Here is a 19,848-nt window from a genome sequence, read left to right as displayed (position 1 = left end):
GGCCGGAGCCTCATTCATACATAAAATGTTAACATTTCAACGCTTTACAAATACATTTATCTGAAATAAAAATAAGTCTTTTTCTGATTATTATAAATATAGATTTCCGATATAGCATTATATAGCTGCGTTAAACTTATATTACGCAAAATGAATCTGCTTTTTATGAATAAATTTTTTGTGTAGTCCCTTGCCCATCTTGCTGCGCCTGTCAGTGGGAACGTCCTTGTTGCGCCAGCAACGCCGCTGTCAACCGTAGGTCAGGCCACATGGGGGCTGGGAAGTTAAGCGAATGAAAAAATCGGTTTTTAAGCTTTTTTTGTGTTGTGGCATCGCCCTGCCGTACGAAGCTCTGGCCCAGACAGATAATAACGTGTCTGCCGCACAGGTACAGCCCAGCAAAAAAGTGACCAAAAAAGCAAAAGTACTGCGCACCGGCAAAGCAGATACAAAAGCGGATGAAAGCAGGCGGGCAGACCATGCGGGCCTTGAATCTGTGGTGGTCACTGCGCAGCGTCGTAGCGAAAACAGCCAGAACGTGCCGCTTTCCATTCAGCATATCGATGGCAAGACACTTGCCAATGCGGGATACACCGCCCTGACGGATCTGCAATATCTGGCACCCGGCGTGCAGTACGACCCCACCCAGGGGGCAGCCTTTCAGATCCGTGGCGTAGGAAGTGAGTCCTTCGACTTCTCAAACGCGAAATCCGTCAGCGTTGTGGTTGATGACGTTGTCATGGACGCCCAGCGCGCCAACGGCATGATCGGCATGGTGGATATCAACAATGTCGATATCATGATGGGGCCGCAGGGCACCCTGTTCGGCATGAACTCGACCTCTGGCGTGATTGCGGTCACGACCGGCAAGCCAGAGCTGAATAAACTGACTGCACGAACCAGCGCCAGCTATGGTGAACATAACGAACGCATCCTGAACGCCACGGTCAACGTGCCGATCGGCAACAAGGCCGCATTCCGTATTTCCGGGTTTGATAACGCGCAGGACGGGTTCGGTCGCAATGTCATCCTGAACAAAATGGTTGGCTCCACCAACGAATACGGCGTGCGCGGCAAGTTTTATGTCCAGCCCACGGATAATCTGGATATTACCCTGCAGGGGGACTACGCCCACCACTGGGACAGCAGCGTGCGTACACCCGTGGGTGGCCAGACCGCGGCGGTCACGTCCGAACTGAATTCGCTGGGCATTTACCCCAACGGAAAAAATGCGGATACGGCGGACCCCATGTACGGGACCATTGTTTCGCAGGAATATGGCGCAGCGCTGAAAATTCATGCCAAACTGGGCGAAAATGACCTGAACTTCATCAGTGCATGGCGTGGTTCAACCTACGGCAACAACACACCGGTCGATCTGGTGCCGCTGGATGTCTATGCCTACTACCCTTACAATTACGGCCAGTTGAGCACCCAGAAGTTCAGCGATGAAATTCGCTTTTCCTCCCCCAAGGGGAAGTTTGTCGAATGGCTGGCCGGTGGCTTCTTCAACCGCCTGGACGCGCGCCAGACGCAGTATCAGTGGGGCACCGCGGGGGCGCCGCTTTATGTCAACGGCCAGCCGGCCCAGAATCTTTACAACAACTCCGGCGCTGTCGGGCAGAGCGGCAACACATCGCTTTTCCAGTCACGCAACGAATCTCTGGCCGCTTTTGGCCAGTTGAAGTTCAATATCTCCCGCCATTTCGATATCGCGATCAGCGGTCGGTACACACATGACCGGAATTCGCAGAGCCTGAGCTTCATCAATTCTGACGTTCAGGCCATTACGGGCTACAACCCCACCTTTACGCCCACACATAATGCGCCGGTCTACCCCTGGGGCGAAGTCAGCGGGCAGAATTTCTCCGGTCGCATTTCACCCGAATACCATTTCAACCCCAACGTCATGGCGTATTTCACGTTCTCGACCGGGTACAAACCCGCCGGTATCGCCTTTGTGGGCAACGTCTACGACCCCTACCACAAGGAGACTGTGAAATCCTACGAAGTGGGTATGAAGTCGGAGTGGATGCACCATAAGCTCCGTGTCAACATGGACGCCTTCCGCGAAGACTTCACGAACTTCCAGGCCACGATCCTCACCCCCGTGCCTGCGGGCAACGGCACAACCATTCTGACCAGCGCCATTGGCAATGCGGGGGGTCTGGTCAGCCAGGGTGTGGAAGGCAATGTGGCATACAGGCCCATTCCCGACCTGACCCTGTCCGGTTCCGTCTCCTTCACGGATGCGCATTTTACGGATTACCAGCCCAAGCCGACGATCAGCTACACCAATACCCGCCTAACCAATGCGCCGGTCTGGTCCGCCAACGCGTTTATCGACTACCACCACGACATCACGCCCAAGCTTGGCATGCAGGCCCATCTCGACTACGCGTATCGTGGAACGGTGTGGACTGTCACTGGTCAGCCCGCATACTCCAAAGTGCCGGCTTACAGCCTCGTCAACCTGCGCGTCAGCCTGCTGCCGCTGAACAAGCGGCTCCAGGTCGGGCTGTATGTGCGTAACATGTTCAACCAGTATTTCTCGACCGGCTATCAGCTTTACGGCACCGCCGGCTACCTGCACTACACCTCGCCAGATGCACGGCGCACCATTGGCGGTTTCATCAACTTTACTTACTGAACAATAAATATTCAGGACCAATATTCCTGAGCAAAGCATAAACAGACCAACGTGGCGGATGGCCGGTAACAAAAACAGCCATCCGCCATCGCGCGTGACGACACGGCATTCGTGAGCGTAAAAATGGATACGTCCCTCTCACGCACGTTCGTACACGAGCCCAGTTCCTGAACAATCAGCCCCCTTGAACATGGCCGAGCATGCGGTTCTTACCAATAAAGAGTTAAGAGCCGCCGCCCTAAAATTTGGTGCCATACAGGGGTAGGGTATGCGCGACCTGATCGCGGGCTCTGTCACCAGCCAGACAAGGCGACTCAACTCGTCACGCATACCCCCGCTCCGTATACGGAGGAAGCGCGCAAATGCGCCGGACATCCGGGACAACATGGTATCATTCGGGCAGGACAACGCCACGCTTCTACCTATAACGGGCAGAAAAACCCCGAACGTGGGCGAGACTCGGAATCGCCCGGCACGCCGAAAAACCACGACAACACGCGCCCTCAAAGCCGGGGACAAGATTCCCGCGTGATAGGGCTGTAAGACGGCACGGATTTGGCACCGATATAGATGCCTATCAATGACGTTTTATGTCGTTTTCAGGGGATTGTTTTTTAATGAGAGACATGGCGGAAACCGCAGTAATCTGCGGTCCGGGAATGGTGGGCGCAACAGGGATTGAACCTGTGACCCCTACCATGTCAAGGTAGTGCTCTACCGCTGAGCTATGCGCCCATTCCCGTTGTGTGGTGGCCTTTTATCCTTCTTGCGTTGTGCGCGCAAGCCTCCAAAATGGCGGGAGATGAAAAATTTTATGAACTCCCTTTTGCCACCTGCCCTGGCGCTGCATTCCTCCCGCATGACCGAGGGGGCCACCCCGGCTGTGGACATGGCCCAGCGGCAGGCTGCCCCCTCGCCCGTGCTGGTTTCGGGCGGGGTGGAAACACCCATTGTTCTGGCATCCCCCCATTCAGGCCGCTTTTATCCCGAGCGGTTCGTGCAGGCATCCCGCCAGCCGCTCGACGTGCTGCGCAGCGGGGAGGACAGTTATATCGACCTGCTGGCCCAGCCTGCCCACGCGCTGGGCCCCAGCTTGGTACAGGCGACCTTTCCGCGGGTCTTCTGTGACCCCAACCGCGCCGCCTGGGACCTGGATACACGCATGTTCCACGGTACCATTCCCTCCTTTGTGCGCCCTACCGAACGCGGGCTGGCGGGGCTTGGCTCCATTCCGCGCATGACCGGCAACCAGCGCCCCATATATCGCGCGCGCCTTCCCTTCAGCGAAGCGGCGTTGCGCATTCGCGATTACTGGATGCCCTACCACACCGCACTGGCCAACGTGATGGAGCAGACCCGACGCCGCCACGGCCGGTGCCTGCTGCTGGACCTGCATTCCATGCCCGACATGCCAGACACCGAAACAGCGGATTTCGTTCTGGGCGACAGGCATGGCGCGGCCTGCGCCAACCTGTTCATGGAAACGGCGGAACGGGTCATTCAGGCCCAGGGGTTCACCACGGCCCGCAACACGCCCTATGCGGGCGGCTACATCACCCAGCATTATGGCCGCCCGCATGACGGACAGAACGCCCAGCACGCCATGCAGATCGAGATCCGCCGCAGCCTGTACATGGACGAGGCCAGCCGCGCGCCCCATGCGGGATTCGGCCCGCTGGCCGACGCCCTAACCCGGCTGGTACAGGCCCTGCTGGACGATTTTTCGGCCCATCGGGGCTAGGAAACGTTCAAGGGCATTGAAAACACATTACGGCATTTACATGTCTGCCCAGATGAGAAAAAAGAGTGAATGACGTTCCACGGCACCCTTTGCTGCGTGTGCGGTGGACACCTATAACAGACGCGGGACCCAGGTATGACAGAGACAGCTCCAGGCAATGCCTCAACCCCAGCCAGCGAGACACGGGAATTCAGCGCCGAGGTCGGACGCCTGCTCGATCTGGTGGTCCACTCCCTTTATTCCGAACGTGAGATCTTCCTGCGCGAACTGGTGGCCAACGCCGCCGACGCCACCGACCGCAGGCGTTTCGAGGCGCTGACAGATGGCGCGCGCGCTCTGCCCGACAACGCCCGAATCAGCATCAGCCCCGACAAGGATGCGCGCCTGCTGGTTATCAGTGATGACGGTTCGGGCATGAGCCGTGACGAACTGGTGAACAACCTGGGCACCATTGCGCGGTCGGGCACGCGCGCCTTCGGTCAGCAGCTTGAAAACGCAAAGCCCGAGGACCGTCCAAGCCTTATCGGCCAGTTCGGCGTCGGGTTTTATGCGGCCTTCATGGTGGCGGACAAGGTGGATGTGCTGTCCCGCCGGGCCGGTTCGGACGAGGCGTGGCGCTGGTCGTCCGACGGCAAGGGGTCCTACACGCTCGAACCCGCCACGCGGGAGACCGCGGGCACGGACATTACGCTGCATATCAAGACCGACGCGGACGAGTTCCTTGATCCGTGGCGGCTGCAGGCGATTATTCGCAAATGGTCCGACCATATTGCATGGCCCGTCACCATCCTGCGCGACGGGCAGCAGGAAACCGCGAACGAAGGTACCGCCCTGTGGCGCAAGCCGCGCGCCGAGGTCACGGAAGAACAGCTTGAGGAGTTCTACCGCCACCTGACCCATAATTTCGACAAGCCGTGGGACACCCTGCACTGGCGTGCGGAAGGCACGATGGAATTTTCAGCCCTGCTGTTCATTCCCTCCACCCGCCCGCTCGAATTCGCCGAACAGGTCCGTGAAAGCAAGCTGAGGCTGCATGTCAAACGGATGTTCATCACCGACGATGCGGAAATCCTGCCGCCCTGGCTGCGTTTTGTGCAGGGCGTTGTCGACACGGAAGACCTGCCGCTTAACGTCTCGCGCGAGATGCTGCAGGCCACCCCCGTGCTTGCGCGCATTCGCAAGGCCGTGACCAGCAAGGTGCTGAACGAGCTGAAAACCCGCAGCAAGGACATGGACACCTACACCCCGTTCTGGGAGAACTTCGGCCCGGTGCTGAAGGAAGGCATGTGGGACGACCCGGTCTACCGCACCGATGTTGCGGCACTCAGCCGTTTTCATTCCAGCGCGGTCGAGGGCCTGACCTCGCTCGATGACTATCTCACCCGCGTCAAGCCCGAGCAGGACAGCATTTATTACGTCACCGGCGAAAATGCCGAAATCCTGGCCGCGTCGCCCCAGATCGAAGGATTCAAGGCCCGTGGGGTCGAGGTCCTGCTGCTGGCCGACCCGGTCGATTCCTTCTGGCCCGAACGGCTTGGCACCTATGAAGGCAAAAAACTCTGCAACGTCGCCAATGGCCTGAACGACCTTGAAAAATTCGGCGCCCTGGACGAAACACCGGCCCAGAAAGCCGATATGGATGTGCTTCTGCCCGTGCTGAAAGCCGCGCTGGGTGAGAGCGTGTCCGATATCCGCGCTACGGACCGGCTTGTGTCCTCCGCCATGGTGCTGAGCGCGCCCGAAGGCGGGCCGGACATGCAACTGCTCAGAATGATGCAGCGCAGCGGCCATGCCATGACCGAAACCGCCCCCGTTCTGGAACTCAACCCCAAGCACCCGGTCATGCACACGCTGGCCACCAAGGTGCAGGCGGGTGAGAACATCGACACGCTGGCGCATATCCTGCTCGATGTCGCCAGTATCCAGAACGGCGACACGCCAAAGGATATCAACGTCTTTTCACGCAGGGTGATGGACTATCTGGCGGGAACGGGCACTCCGTCCGCAAGCTGAAACACGGGACCGCTGTCCGCCCGGCAGGGCGGGCGGCGGTGTTTTCAGTCAGCCGGGCTTTCGGCGGTCTTGACCGCACGCCACAGGGCGTCAAGCGTTTCGACATCCTGCTCGGCCATGGAAAGTCCCTGCGCCGCCAGCCGGGCCTCGACCCCTTCAAAACGGCGGGTGAACTTGTCACAGGCCTGCCGCAGACAGGCTTCGGGGTCCAGCTTCAGGCGGCGCGCCAGACTGGCGACCGAGAACAGGATATCTCCCATCTCGTCGCGCATGCGGGCCTGGTCGCCGTGCTGCATTTCCACCGAGAACTCGTCAATTTCCTCACGCACCTTGTCCAGCACGCCAGCCACATCCGGCCAGTCGAACCCGACCCGTGCCGCACGATTGGCCAGCTTGGAAGCCCGCAGCAACGCGGGCAGCGACGGTGCAACACCCGCCAGTGCGCCCGGGGGCGTTGCGGACGCGCCCGCGCCAAGGCGTTCGCGTTCCTTTATTTTTTCCCACTGGTCGGGCACCCCCTGTGGGGCGGCACCGGCAGCACCTGACGGGGCAGCGGCCCTGTCCACCTGCGTGCCCTGCAACACATCAGGGCCGAACGCCACATGCGGGTGCCTGCGGATCATTTTTTCCGTCACCATGCGGGTGACGGTGGCAAAGTCGAACAGACCACGCTCCTGCGCCATGCGCGCCTGATAAACGACCTGGAGCAGCAGATCGCCCAGTTCATCGGGGAAGGCACGCCAGTCCTGCCGCTGGATGGTATACAGCACCTCGTAGGCTTCCTCGATCGCGTAGGGGGCTATGGTCTCGAATGTCTGTTCCCGGTCCCAGGGGCAGCCACCCACCGGGTCGCGCAGCCGCGCCATAAGCGCCAGCAGTCGTGCAAGCTGCCGCCCGGCTTCATCCACCGCGCCCGCCTGCTCATACACCGGTCCAGCAGCGGGCCTGCCATCGTCCGGACCGGCCTGCGGTGCCGCCATGGGTGCTGAAGATGCGGTCATGTCATGTGCCCTGCTCTTGTGTGCTCCGCCATACGCGGGCTTTTCCTGCGCGCACATTGTGCCATAAAACACCGCGCCGTCTATGCGGAGCAGGCCGATGCGCCTATTCTGCGCGAAAGGCCCGGCCAGTACCCACGGAGCAACGCATGGCACACCACCCCATCATTTTCATCGACGGCGAAGCAGGCACCACCGGCCTGGGCATTCGCGAACGCCTTGCCGCCCTGCCCGTCACGCTGCATTCCATCGACCCGGCCCGCCGCAAGGACCCCGCCGCCCGGCGCGACGCCATGGCCGCGGCGGACCTTGCCGTGCTGTGCCTGCCCGACGACGCCTCGCGCGAGGCTGTGGCCCTGGCCGCCACGCTGGGCGAGAACGCGCCCCGCCTGCTGGACGCCAGCACGGCGTTCCGGACCGATCCCGGCTGGGTTTACGGCTTTCCCGAACTGGAGGCGGAACAGGCCAACGCCATCGCCACAGCACCACGCGTCAGCAACCCCGGCTGCTACCCCACGGGGGCCGTGGGGCTGCTGCGCCCGCTGGTGCGCGCGGGCCTGCTGCCAGCCGATTACCCCATCTGCATCAACGCGGTCAGCGGTTACAGTGGCGGCGGCCGCAGCATGATCGAAGCGCATGAGCGCGACGGCGGCCCGGCCTTCGAACTGTACGGCCTGGCGCTTGAACACAAGCATGTGCCCGAAATCCACAAACATGCCACCCTGAGCCGTCGCCCGGTTTTCGTACCCTCCGCCGGGCATTTTGCCCAGGGCATGATTGTCTCCATTCCGCTCCATCTTGACGATCTGGCGGGCCATGTCACGGCGGAAGACCTGCACGCGGTGCTGGCCACGCATTATGCGGGGCAGGACCATGTGCGCGTTCTGTCCCCCGACCCCACCCTGTCGGCCGAGGCCCTGGCCGGAAGCGACAGGATGGAACTGCGCGTGCATGGCAGCCCGCGCAACCGCCAGGCCCTGCTGACGGCACGGCTCGACAATCTGGGCAAAGGCGCATCGGGCGCCGCACTCCAGAATATCCGCCTCATGCTCGGGCTTGCCTGACATCGGGGCCTGCCGCCCCCGGACTCTCCCGCACGGGCGGATACATATCGCTGACAGAAAGGTTTTTTGCTCATGACACATCGTGTTGCCATCGTGACCGGCGGCAGCCGGGGCATTGGTGCCTCCATCGCGCGTGCCCTCGCCACCGATGGGTACGATATCGCCATTTCATATTCCAGCAACGTCGCGGCGGCCGAACAGGTCGTGGCCGAAGTCAGCGCGCTGGGCCGCAAGGCTGTCGCCATCAAGGCCAATGGCGCCTCGATGGAAGGCAACCGCGATGTCATTACCCAGACGCTGGCGGCTTTCGGCCGGATCGATGCGCTGATCTGCAATGCCGGCACGTTCTTTTCCGGCCCGATCGAGACCATGAGCATGGAGCAGATCGAACATATCCTGAACCTGAACGTGCGCGCCGCCATGGTCGAGACCATGGAAGCCACCAAGCACATGACCACGGGCGGGCGGATCGTTTACATCGGGTCGGCTTTCGGGGAACGGGCGCCTTTTCCCGGCATTTCGCTTTATGCCGCCACCAAAGCCGCCCTGCGCGGCTTTGCCAAGGGTGTCGCCCGTGATCTCGGCCCGCGCGGCATTACCGTCAATGTGGTCGAACCCGGCCCCATCGATACGGAAATGAACCCCGCCCAGGGCGATGTCGCGGCTCTTATCAGCAGCTTTGTCGCAACCGGCGCATACGGCAAGGTAGAGGATATTTCGGCCATGGTCTCTTTCCTCGCGGGGCCGCAGTCGTCCTACGTCACGGGTGCGGCGTTCCCCGTCGATGGCGGTCTGGAAGCCTGATCTCCCGCCTGCCCCGGCCAGGGCAGGCAGACCCTGGTGCGACCGGGTTTTATAAAACATGGCCTCAGGCGCACGGTGTTTTTTGTACCGTGCGCCCCTGACCCTGGCAGTTAAGTTACTGGGGAATATCCACCACAATGCGGCCCTTGCTGCGGCCTTCAAGCAGGTCGCGCGCCGCCTGTGGCACCTCGGCCAGAGGCACGCGCAGGGTCAGCGTGTCCAGCTTCGCGGGGTCGATCAGCGCCGCCAGACGCTGCCATGCCGCCAGCCTGACGGCCTGGGAACAGGTCACGCTGTCGATCCCCACCAGTGTGACGCCACGCAGGATAAACGGCGCCACGGTTGCCGGAAAATCCATGCCGCCAGCCAGACCGCAGGCTGCCACCACCCCTGCTGGCCGCATGGACGCGCAGACAGCAGCCAGCACCTGCCCCCCCACAACATCCACAGCGCCAGCCCACCGGGCTTTTTCCAGCGGTCGCGAGGTTGTCTCGAAATGCGCGCGGGGCAGCACATCCTGCGCACCCAGCGCACGCAGATACGGCTCTTCGGCCATACGCCCCGTGACCGCCACCACCTGGTAGCCCAGTGTTGCCAGCACCATGACGGCAATGCTGCCAACCCCGCCCGTTGCCCCCGTGACAAGAACAGGGTCGCTGGCGGGCCTGACTCCCTCGCGCTCAAGGGCCTGCACACACAGCATGGCTGTAAAACCGGCCGTGCCCAGCGCCATGGCGTGATAAGCGCTCAAACCCGGCGGCAGTGGCACCAGCCAGTCCGCGGGCACACGCACACGCTGGGCAAAGCCACCCCAATGCAACTCACCCGCGCCGCTGCCATTCAGCACCACCTCCTGCCCGGGGGTAAATGCCGGGTTGGATGACTGTTCCACCACACCCGCACAGTCGATACCGGGCACCATGGGCCATGCCCGCACAACGGGGCCGCGACCGGTTACGGCCAGCGCGTCCTTGTAGTTCAGGTCCGACCAGCGGACCCGGACTGTCACATCGCCCGACGGCATGTCCCGTTCGGAAACCTGCCGCAGGGTGGCGCTCTGCCCGGTTGAAGTTTTTTCGACGTACAGCGCCTCGAACATTCTATATTCCGTCATGCCAGAACAGGGAAAAACGGCACACAGCCGCCCATGCGCCCTTTTGCACGCACGGTAACACCGCGCTAACGCCAGCAAAGCCCCACCGTCGCGCTGCTGACAGTTATGTGAAGCCCCCCACCCCCCTGCCGACTTCAAAAATACATTAGGGATCGCGACCGGGCGGGACTATAACTGCGTAAACTGGCCACCGGGCCACAATCATGCCGGATCATATCGTGCTTCTGTTTTCACTGGGCCTGCTGGCCCTGATGCTGCTGATCGCCTTCAGCGTCCTTATTTCACTCTCCGAAATTTCCTTCGCGGCGGCGCGCGAGGTACGGCTCCGTAGCCGTGCCGACGCAGGCGACCGCAAGGCCCAGGCTTTCCTTGCCTTGCGCCGCAACAGCGGACAGGTCATGACCGCGATCCAGATCTGCCTGAACGGGGTGGGTATTCTGGGCGGTATCGTCAGTTCCGAAATGCTGGCCCCGCCTCTGGCACAAAGCCTTCAGGACTGGGGACTGTCCGCATGGCGGGCGCAGAACCTCTCCTCGGCTTTCTGTTTCGTGTTCGTGACCGGCATGTTCGTGCTGTTTGCCGATCTGCTGCCCAAGCGCGTGGCCATGAACAACCCTGACAAAGTGGGTCTGTCCGTGGGCTGGTTCCTGCGCCTGGCGCTGCGCGTGCTCTACCCGTTCGTATGGATTTTTTCCAAGATTTCCGATGCGATCCTCAGCGCACTGAAAATTCCCGCAGCCTCCGCCGTGGAGCCCGTAACCCCCGAAGACCTGCACGCCATCCTGGCCGCGGGCACGGCGTCGGGTGCCCTGTTGCAGCAGGAACACCTGATGATCGGCAACGTGCTGGCCCTGCAGGACCGCTCAGTGACATCGGCCATGACCCCGCGTGATGAAATCGTGTTTCTGGATATACAGGATACGCCGGAACATAATTACGACAAGGTGCGCGCGGCCCCCTATTCGCGCTACCCGCTGTGCAATGGCGGGCTGGACAGGGTTATCGGCTCCATCCGCTCCGAGGACGTGCTGGCCTCCGTGGTCAACCCCGCCGACGCGGCCCGGGGCAAGACGACAGACAACCCCATAGCCCGCATGCGGCGCGACGTGCTGTCCGTGCCCGAAACACTGCATTTATGGGACACGCTGGCCCAGTTCGACAGCCACAATACCGGCTTTGCCCTGATCGTGAACGAATACGGCCTAGTTGTGGGGCTGATCACGTTCAAGGATATCATGGGTGTGCTGATGGACGGGCTGGCCAGCCCGTTCGAGGAGCAGGCCATTGTCAGGCGCGACGAAAAATCCTGGCTGGTGGATGGTGCGGCCCCCATTGGCGATGTCATTCGCGAGTTGCAGATCATGGACCTGCCCGGCCATGAACAGTTCGATACGATCGGCGGCTTTGTCATGCACCGCCTGCGCCGCATGGCCCGCAGAACCGACCGGGTGGACGCCGCGGGCTTTCGCTTCGAGGTGGTGGATGTCGAAGGGTTCCGTATCAACCAGCTTCTTGTCACGAACCTGACCGCGCGACCCTGAACGCCCGTTTGTCAACGCTCTGTCCTGAGCGCCGGTGACTGAATGCGCGTTACTGAACGCAAAGCCCCTTTCCCGCCATCTGGTCAGGGCGCGGGGCCAGTTACCATATCCGGTGGCTGAAAACACAGGGTACCGGCCACCTGCACGGCCGTTATATCGCTCGCCCTGTACGCCTGTTAGCCCAGCCGGAGACCGGAATTTTCAGGGCGGCATAGACCCCCGACCAGCCGCGAAACACTAGGTGAAACAGCCTGCCTGACGGGTTGCCCGACGGGTTACCTGACCGGCTGGCGCATTTTTTAAAGCGGTGTCTAAAAGCTTTCATAAGCATTATGCGGCATGCTGTGTCGCAGGTCGGCTTGCGTGCCCATTGCCGTGCGCAGGCCCGTGCGGCACGGAGGGCGGCAAAAAGCGGGAAGGGCCGCATGCAACACCTCTGCCCGGTTGCACGTTGCATAGGCGGCAACCACCTGAAAAAAGACATATTTGCGGACTGTTCTTCACACAGAAAAATAGAGGGAAAAACACCATATGCTCCCGAAGAAAGCGATCTTTGCGGTAGTGCCGTTTTTACTGCTGAGTGCTTGCGCCGAAACACCCATGGGCCCGACGGTCCAGGTCCTGCCCACACCGGGCAAGGATTACGGCACGTTTTTACAGGAACAGAATTTCTGCCGCTCGCAGGCCGAACAGGCCGTGCGGGGCCAGGCTGAACACCAGAACAAGAAAGCCCTGATCGGCGGGCTGGCGGCGACCGCACTGGGTGCCGGACTTGGTGCGGCCGTTGGCGGCGGCACAGGGGCCGGCATTGGCGCGGCGGCTGGGGCCCTTGGCGGGGGTGTCGGTGGCGGCGTTTATTCGCAGGGCCGCCAGGGTGGTATTCAGGGCCAGTACAACAATGCCTATGTGCAGTGCATGGCGACGTACCACAACGTCATTCCCGCCGCACCCTACGGCGCACCGCCCCCCGGTTCGTATTACGGCCAGGGCAGTTATGGCGGCGGCTACGGGCCGGGCTACCGTTAAGAAACGCGACCTTCCGTACACACAGCGCCAACAGAAAACGGGCCATTCTAATGGAATGGCCCGTTCCCGTTACTCTATGCTGAAATTCGCGAAGTCGGCTTAAATCAGAAGGCGGCCTGCACTCGGGCAGCGACGGAATTACCCGACCGACCCCAGATGTTTTCGACCGCAGCCGTTTTCGTCCCGTTACCCGTGACGATGAAGTGATTGAAGTCAAGCATGATACGGAAGTGACGGTTGGGATACCAGTTCAGCCCACCGGACCACACTGTCTGCTGGTTGCCCATCACACCCGCACCCGCATCGCGGAAATTCGCGACACTGTAGCGGCCGCTGAGTTCCAGAGCACCCCAGTGACCATGTGCGGGATCGAATTCCTGCTCCACGCCGGGTGCGCTGAATGCGCCTTCCTTCTCGTTATAGGCACGGCCCTTGCCCATAAGGGTGTAGTTGGCAGCGCCGTAATAGCCTTCGAAATTGGCGGCAGTGCTGGATGCGGCGTTGGTCGCATTATCGCCCCGCGTTACGCCGATATGGTAGTATTCACCTTTAAGCACCAGCTTGCGCCACCGGAAACCCAGTTCCGGACCCGCAGCCCAGACAGAACCGACATTGCCGATCGTGCCGCTGCTGAGCAGGCTGGTCGTCGTCAGGTTGACTTCAGGCTGGTCGCTGAAGGACGTCGTGCGACCGGTTGAAGAGTTTTTCGCAACCTTGAAAGCGCTGATCGCGGACAGACCGACATGCAGGTCGATATCCTTGGACACGAACGGACGGCCCGCAACGCGGAACGTGCCACCGGTCTGGCTGTCGACAAGGGCGGTATTGGCGCCACTGGTGTTGGCGCGGCCACCGAAGCTCTGCCCCGTAAAGTAGGCGGCAATCCACCAGCGCTTGTCGTAATGCAGGCCACCAAAGCTGAAGCGGGCGTCACCGGCGGCGATCTTACGCACGATATCGGTAATGACGGGACGTTCCATCATTTCGAAATCGTTCGAGCTTTCGGAGTCTTCTTCCGTCACGCGCGGCTGGAAGTAACCCACGGTCAGGATCGTGTTGTGCAGACCGGTGTAGTTCAGGTTGGCTTCATACAGGGTCTGGTCGGTGGTTGCGCCGTCGGCACTGCCCGCACCAAAGTCGGGGGTCACGTTCGCCACCCAGTCCTTGTAGCGGAAGGTGAACGGAATACGGATACGACGGGCGTTTTCGGTAAAGCCCGCAAAGTCGCCCTTGGTTTCGTTCCCGCGCGGAGACATGCCCATGAAACCGCCAAAGTCTTCATGGAAGGCAAGACCGACGGAGAAGGCATAAGCCCCGTCTTCGGACGAAATCGTAAAGCGCCCCTTGGGGAAGCCCACGATCATGCCGCCCACGCGCACTTCTTCATCGGCGCGGGTGGCTGCGCGGAAGTCTTTCCACGACATCGTATCGCCACGGTCTGAGGGCGGGCGGCCAACCGAGGAGGCTGCCAGAATATTCTTGTGCGGCGGCGCTTCTTCACCGAACTGCACGCCGGGTTCGGCCGGACCGGATGCAACCTGGCTGCTGCGATAGCCGCCGTGCCGGTTGGCAACATCGTTCAGGCGTGAGCCGAGATGTTTCTGGTTGCTTTCGTTCCTGGCAAGCTGTGCCTTGAGAGATGAGATCTGGCCCATCATCTCGTGGCGCATTTCAGCCATTTCGGCTTTCAGCGCTCTAAGCTGCGCGTCGTCGGAGGGTGCGGCCTTGGCAATTGGCGCAACGCCCGCCATCAGGGCCGCGGAAAAGGCAAGAGAGGGAAAAAATGAGTTACGACGCATCTTGGCGATTCCAAAACTGAAATGGTGAGCGATGGATATCGTGCCTGTTCCGCCTTGCGTGTGACGCTTCGATGATAGTTGCATGACGGATTTATGAAAAAAGCGGCTTGGTATGCCAAAGCCGCTTTCCAGGACAAACACGTCCGAATAGTCCGATAAAATAACCTGTTCTTACTTGCCGCTTTTCCATGCGGAGAGGATGCTGTCCTTCACGGCCTTGGGCAGCGGCACGTAGTCGAGCTTTTCAGCCGTGCTGTCGCCATTGGCGAAATCCCACGCAAAGAACTTCTGCACCGCGGCGTCGCGCGAGGCATTGCGCACAGGCAGGGGCACCAGCACGTAGGTGGCCGACACGATGGGCCAGGCGTTCGTGCCCGGGGTGTTCAGCAGATCCACCGCGAAATGCGAGGCATTTTTCCAATCCGCTGCTTCCGCCGCATGGGAGAAGCTGGCCAGACCGGCAGCGACATTCGTGCCCGCACGGTTCTTGAGGCGCACGGTCGTCAGGTGGTTGCGGCTGGCATAGGCGAATTCGACATAGCCGATCGCACCTTCGGTGTTGCGCACGGTGGAGGCAACGCCGTCATTGCCGCGCGCGCCCAGGCCACCCGGCCAGCTGATGGACGTACCGGCACCCTGGTTCTGCTTCCAGCTATCGGACGAACCGGCGAGGTAGGACGTGAACACGAAGGTGGTGCCAGACCCGTCGGCCCGGTGTACCGGAGCAATGGCCGTGTCAGGCAGTTTCACGCCGGGGTTGAGCGCCACGATCTTGGCGTCGTTCCAGGCCGTGATGTCACCGGCATAGATGCCAGCCAGAACGGCGCCATCCAGGGTGATCGCATCGGCCTTCATACCGGGAATATTCACAACCGGCACAATCCCGCCCATGACGGTGGGGAACTGGAACAGGTGCCCGGATTCGAGCTTCTGGACATCCATCGGGGCATCGGAGGCGCCGAAATCGACAGTGCCGGCCAGGATCTGGTTCTGGCCCGCGCTGGAACCCACGCTCTGGTAATTGACGGTCACGCCGGTGGCGGACTGGGCAGCGGCACTCCAGGCGCCATAGATCGGTGCTGCAAAGCTGGAACCCGCACCGGTCACGCTTTCAGCCCGGGATATCGCGGGATGGGCGGCCAGAAGGCACGTAACGGCTGCCAGACATACTCCGGACCTGATTGAGAGACGCATTGTTGCTGTAATCCCTTAGCAGTGAGCCTGCGACACAATGCCGCGCCCACGGATGCTTAAAGGAGCAGACACCAAAACGGTGTGATGTTTTCAGGACAGTTCCGTTACGCTTTTATGACAGCAGGCAGCGCACGCGGCACCAAAGGCAGCCAGATGCGGCATGTAGTGCCCTGCCCCACGCTGCTTTCCACCACAAAACGGCCCCCATGGCGGGTCACGACATGCTGGACGATGGCAAGGCCCAGCCCGCTGCCCTGCACGCTGGCGGCCGTCCGGGCCACACGGTAAAACCGCTCCGTCAGGCGTGAGAGGTGCCGCGCGGGAATGCCGGGGCCGGTATCCGTAACATTGAGCAGCACACCGGGCTCGCCCGGCCAGCAGCCATCGGGCGGGGGCTGCTCGCAGCTCAGGGTAATGCATAATGGCTGGGCGTGGCGCCTGCCCCGGTCGGCCAGGCCATATTTCAGGGCATTTTCGATCAGGTTCATCAGAACCTGCTGCAACTGCACCTCATCCCCCGCAACGCTCAGTCCCGACTCCGCCACCGGCAGGACATCGAGCCGCGCCGCCTTGCCCGCCATAAGCCCTGCCGCCTCGGCACGGACATGCTCGAGCAGGGCTGCCACGGCAACGGTATCGGTCGGGCGCAGATGTTCCTGCATCTGCACGCGCGACAGGTAGAGCAGGCTGTCGAGCAGGCGCTGCATGCGCCGGGCCTGCACCGCCATGATGTCCAGAAACTCCTTCTGGGCGGCGGGGTCATCGGCCGCCGGGCCCTGCAACGTTTCGATAAAGCCCAGAAGTGCCGCAAGCGGGGTACGCAGTTCATGACTGGCGAAGGCCACAAAGTCCGTATGCTGACGTTCGGCAATCACGGCTTCGGTTTCGTCATGCAGGGCGACAAAAACCAGGGTGGTGGGGGTGGTGGGCGAAAAACCCGGCTTGCGATACCCTTCGGGCACAAGGGCCGATGGCACAACGGCCTTGCGCATCCAGGCCCGCACGACACGGTACTGCGGAATATCCAGCGTCAGCACCGCCTCCCCCGGGGGGGAGCTTTCATCCGTATCGGCCAGAACATGATCCAGCCGGTTCTGGAACGCGGGATGGCGGATGATACTGCCCACACTGTCCCGGAACTGCCTGTGCGCCTCGGGCGAGACCACACAGGGCTGGCGTGTTTCGTTCAGGGCCAGCGCGGCCGCAGGCAGGCAGCCCATGAGCTGCTCAAGGGTCATGGATGCGGGTTCGACCCGGCTGGCGCGCCGGGCCGGCACGCTCGCTGCCTCAACAACGCCGCCGCCAGCCAAAGCGCGCATGAAGGTTGGCAGCATACTGACCAGCACGCCGCCCCCTACCATTCCATAACATGCGGCCAGCCACGCGTGCACGCTCAGAGCGCCTTCATACGGTTGCGCTCAGTCCTGCTCCGTGGGTTTGTCCAGCGCATACCCACGCGCCCGGACAGTCCGGATCAGGTCCGGCTCGCCCCCTTCGTTCAGGGTCTGGCGCAGGCGGCGGATATGCACATCGACCGTGCGCAGTTCGACGCTGGAACTGCGCTCCCATGCGTGTTTGAGCAGATCCTCACGCGAGAAAACCTGGGCAGGGTGCAGCAGCAGGAATTCCAGCAGCCGGTATTCGGTCGGCCCCAGAGCCAGGACACGGCCCGCGCGCTCCACCTTGTGGGCGACGCGATCCATGCTCAGGTCTTCGAACTGGAGCGTCTTGTCGGCGGGGGGGGCGCGGCGCAGAATGGCCTTGACCCGCGCAAACAGCGCATCCATCCCGAAAGGCTTGACCAGATAGTCATCCGCGCCGGTATCGAGCCCGCGTACGCTGTCTGTCTCTTCCCCCCGCGCGCTGAGCATGAGAATGGGCAGGCCAGCCGTGCGCGCCTGCTCACGCAGGCGGCGACAGACCTCCAGCCCGGAAATACCGGGCAGCATCCAGTCCAGCAGGACAAGATCGGGGCGGCGCTTGCGCACCTGTTCCAGCGCTTCTTCCCCGTCAGGTGCGTGCCTGACGACGTAATGCTGTTTCTCGAGATTGTAACATATCAGCCGCGCAAGGGCCGGATCGTCCTCGACAACCAGCAGATCAGCCTTTTGCATTCGTAGTTTCGCCTTGTTCCAGACCATGCGCAGGATATGACGCGCATATGACAAAAAACAACTCTCCCCGCATGGGCCGCAAAGACACAAAACGGGGCCTGCCGGTCCCAACATGCAAAAAGACCAGCATATTCGGCCATGAAATCACCCTGTGACGTTTTTATGAAAACATTTGCCCATGACCGGGCGGACTGTAACATACCATAACGGACCGGTAGCCATAGCTGCCACAGGCCCTGACACATGACACACGCCGCAGGCTCAGGCGGCGCTGTCATGCGCGCCATGGCCGCGACCGCGCCCGGTCCCGCCCCCCGTGCGCCGCAAGCCGGATTGATCGAGCGCAACGCTTTGCACGCCATGGTGTTGTATGCAGTGCGCAGGCAGACGTTCCTGCATGGGGGAGCCGTATGAAACCGTTTCCGCTTGACCGGGCGTTTACCCTGCTCGAACCCGGTCCCGTGACCCTTGTTGCAACCCATGACGGCCAGCATGACAATGTCATGACCATAACATGGACAATGGTGCTGGATTTCGCGGCCCGCTTTGCGATCACGACCGGCGCGTGGAATTATTCATGGCACGCACTGACGACACGCCGTGAATGCGTGATTGCCATTCCACCGGCGGACATGCTCGATACGGTCGTGGGGATCGGGCTGTGTTCGGGGCGCGATACGGACAAGTTCGCCAAGTTCGGTCTGGCGCGCCACAAGGCCACCCATGTGCAGGCCCCCCTGCTTGGCGACTGCCTGGCCAATATCGAATGCCGCGTGATCGAGGTTATCGCGCAGTATGGTATTGTCGTTCTCGAAGGCGTGGCGGCCCATGCAGACCCGACCCGCACGGACTGCGGAACCCTGCATGCCGTCGGCGACGGGACGTTCATAACCGATGGCCCCGTTCTGGACCGGCGGGAAATGATGCGCCCCAAACTGCCTGACAGCGTTCTGCCTCCGGCTGGCGTCGTAGGCAACGGCATCATCCGTTCCAAACCAACACACAAAGGAAAGACACATGGCACGCGTTAATGGCAAGGTTGCGATAATCAGCGGAGCCTCGCTGGGGATCGGCAAGGCGACCGCCCTTCTTCTTGCGCAGGAAGGGGCTGCGGTTGTCGTGGCGGATATCAACGAGGATGCAGGCCAAAAGGTGGTCTCGGAAATCGAGGCGGGCGGTGGCAAGGCCATTTTCGTCAGGCTCGATGTCCGCAAGGAAGAAGACTGGCAGGCCGCAATGGCGGCAACGCTGGATGCCTTCGGGCGGCTGGATATTGCCGTGAACAACGCCGGTATCGCCTATAACGGCACGGTGGAAAGCACCAGCCTGGACGACTGGCGGCGCGTGCAGTCCATCAATCTCGACGGCGTGTTCCTGGGCACGAAATACGCGATCGAAGCCATACGCAAACACGGCGATGGCGGCTCGATCATCAATCTCTCCTCCATCGAGGGGCTGATCGGTGACCCGACCCTTGCGGCCTACAATGCCAGCAAGGGCGGTGTGCGGCTGTTCACCAAGTCCTCCGCCCTGCATTGCGCGCAGTCGGGTTACAGGATCCGCGTCAATTCCATCCATCCGGGCTATATCTGGACACCCATGGTGGAAGGGCTGACCAAGCAGGACGAAGCCGCCCGCCAGCGCCTTGTTTCCCTGCACCCGCTCGGCCATCTGGGCGAACCCAACGACATTGCCTATGGCATTCTTTTCCTTGCCTCCGACGAATCCAAGTTCATGACCGGCAGCGAACTGGTGATCGACGGCGGCTATACCGCGCAGTAACGCCCGGT

The 19,848-nt window shown here is 61.5% G+C and carries 16 protein-coding genes and 1 tRNA gene; 10 read left to right on the top strand and 7 right to left on the bottom strand.

The window, feature by feature from the left end:
- Positions 1-373 precede the first annotated feature (373 nt).
- Positions 374-2,650, top strand: coding sequence for a TonB-dependent receptor (locus ABF990_RS06700; RefSeq protein WP_415506524.1), 2,277 nt, complete (start codon positions 374-376; stop codon positions 2,648-2,650).
- 660 nt (positions 2,651-3,310) lie between these two features.
- Here the strand turns inward: ABF990_RS06700 and ABF990_RS06695 are convergent.
- Positions 3,311-3,385 (bottom strand) — tRNA-Val (locus ABF990_RS06695).
- A gap of 79 nt (positions 3,386-3,464) precedes the next feature.
- Here ABF990_RS06695 and ABF990_RS06690 point away from each other — a divergent pair.
- Positions 3,465-4,391 (top strand): N-formylglutamate amidohydrolase, encoded by a 927-nt coding sequence (locus ABF990_RS06690; RefSeq protein ID WP_415490666.1) that lies wholly within the window; start codon positions 3,465-3,467, stop codon positions 4,389-4,391.
- A gap of 135 nt (positions 4,392-4,526) precedes the next feature.
- Positions 4,527-6,404 (top strand): molecular chaperone HtpG, encoded by a 1,878-nt coding sequence (gene htpG / locus ABF990_RS06685; RefSeq protein ID WP_415490667.1) that lies wholly within the window; start codon positions 4,527-4,529, stop codon positions 6,402-6,404.
- Between the two features lie 44 nt (positions 6,405-6,448).
- On the opposite strand, the gene mazG is transcribed toward htpG, so the two are convergent.
- On the bottom strand, positions 6,449-7,384 hold the full coding sequence (gene mazG, locus ABF990_RS06680; RefSeq protein WP_415500148.1) for a nucleoside triphosphate pyrophosphohydrolase: 936 nt from the start codon (positions 7,382-7,384) through the stop codon (positions 6,449-6,451).
- 167 nt (positions 7,385-7,551) lie between these two features.
- Between mazG and argC the strand changes: the two genes are divergently transcribed.
- Both argC and ABF990_RS06670 read left to right on the top strand, forming a co-directional pair.
- Complete coding sequence (gene argC, locus ABF990_RS06675; protein WP_415490668.1) at positions 7,552-8,466, top strand: N-acetyl-gamma-glutamyl-phosphate reductase; 915 nt, start codon at positions 7,552-7,554, stop codon at positions 8,464-8,466.
- Positions 8,467-8,538: 72 nt separating this feature from the next.
- The gene (locus ABF990_RS06670; RefSeq protein WP_415490669.1) at positions 8,539-9,270 is read left to right on the top strand and encodes an SDR family oxidoreductase; all 732 of its coding nucleotides are present in this window, start codon (positions 8,539-8,541) and stop codon (positions 9,268-9,270) included.
- Positions 9,271-9,385: 115 nt separating this feature from the next.
- Here ABF990_RS06670 and ABF990_RS06665 read toward each other — a convergent pair whose 3' ends face one another.
- Positions 9,386-10,369: an MDR family oxidoreductase gene (locus ABF990_RS06665; RefSeq protein ID WP_415490670.1), complete on the bottom strand. Its 984-nt coding sequence runs from the start codon at positions 10,367-10,369 to the stop codon at positions 9,386-9,388.
- A gap of 233 nt (positions 10,370-10,602) precedes the next feature.
- Here ABF990_RS06665 and ABF990_RS06660 point away from each other — a divergent pair, with 233 nt between their 5' ends.
- Positions 10,603-11,925, top strand: coding sequence for a hemolysin family protein (locus ABF990_RS06660; protein ID WP_415490671.1), 1,323 nt, complete (start codon positions 10,603-10,605; stop codon positions 11,923-11,925).
- Between the two features lie 531 nt (positions 11,926-12,456).
- Positions 12,457-12,951 carry a glycine zipper family protein gene (locus ABF990_RS06655; protein ID WP_415490672.1) on the top strand — a complete coding sequence of 165 codons (495 nt, stop codon included), beginning with the start codon at positions 12,457-12,459 and terminating at the stop codon, positions 12,949-12,951.
- 104 nt (positions 12,952-13,055) lie between these two features.
- Here the strand turns inward: ABF990_RS06655 and ABF990_RS06650 are convergent, their stop codons facing one another.
- From ABF990_RS06650 to phoB, 4 genes are all read right to left on the bottom strand, one after another.
- Complete coding sequence (locus tag ABF990_RS06650; RefSeq protein ID WP_415490724.1) at positions 13,056-14,759, bottom strand: OprO/OprP family phosphate-selective porin; 1,704 nt, start codon at positions 14,757-14,759, stop codon at positions 13,056-13,058.
- Positions 14,760-14,921: 162 nt separating this feature from the next.
- The gene (pstS, locus tag ABF990_RS06645) at positions 14,922-15,944 is read right to left on the bottom strand and encodes a phosphate ABC transporter substrate-binding protein PstS (RefSeq protein ID WP_415490673.1); all 1,023 of its coding nucleotides are present in this window, start codon (positions 15,942-15,944) and stop codon (positions 14,922-14,924) included.
- A 104-nt stretch (positions 15,945-16,048) separates the two neighbouring features.
- On the bottom strand, positions 16,049-17,290 hold the full coding sequence (locus ABF990_RS06640; RefSeq protein ID WP_415490674.1) for a sensor histidine kinase: 1,242 nt from the start codon (positions 17,288-17,290) through the stop codon (positions 16,049-16,051).
- 72 nt (positions 17,291-17,362) lie between these two features.
- The gene (phoB, locus tag ABF990_RS06635) at positions 17,363-18,058 is read right to left on the bottom strand and encodes a phosphate regulon transcriptional regulator PhoB (RefSeq protein WP_415490675.1); all 696 of its coding nucleotides are present in this window, start codon (positions 18,056-18,058) and stop codon (positions 17,363-17,365) included.
- A 243-nt stretch (positions 18,059-18,301) separates the two neighbouring features.
- On the opposite strand from phoB, the gene ABF990_RS06630 reads away from it, so the two are divergent.
- From ABF990_RS06630 to ABF990_RS06620, 3 genes are read left to right on the top strand one after another with little or no spacing between them, the layout of a single operon-like run.
- The gene (locus tag ABF990_RS06630) at positions 18,302-18,472 is read left to right on the top strand and encodes a hypothetical protein (protein ID WP_415490676.1); all 171 of its coding nucleotides are present in this window, start codon (positions 18,302-18,304) and stop codon (positions 18,470-18,472) included.
- Positions 18,469-19,089, top strand: a complete 621-nt coding sequence (locus tag ABF990_RS06625) for a flavin reductase family protein (protein WP_415490677.1) — start codon at positions 18,469-18,471, stop codon at positions 19,087-19,089. The genes ABF990_RS06630 and ABF990_RS06625 overlap by 4 nt, the downstream gene beginning before the upstream one ends.
- Positions 19,076-19,840 (top strand): SDR family oxidoreductase, encoded by a 765-nt coding sequence (locus ABF990_RS06620; protein WP_415490678.1) that lies wholly within the window; start codon positions 19,076-19,078, stop codon positions 19,838-19,840. The genes ABF990_RS06625 and ABF990_RS06620 overlap by 14 nt, the downstream gene beginning before the upstream one ends.
- The last annotated feature ends 8 nt before the right edge of the window (positions 19,841-19,848 follow it).

It is taken from the genome of Acetobacter sp. (assembly GCF_047723915.1).
Taxonomy (GTDB): Bacteria; Pseudomonadota; Alphaproteobacteria; order Acetobacterales; family Acetobacteraceae; genus Acetobacter.
Note: the sequence above shows the minus strand (reverse complement) of the source record. Positions and strands in the feature narration are given on the sequence as shown.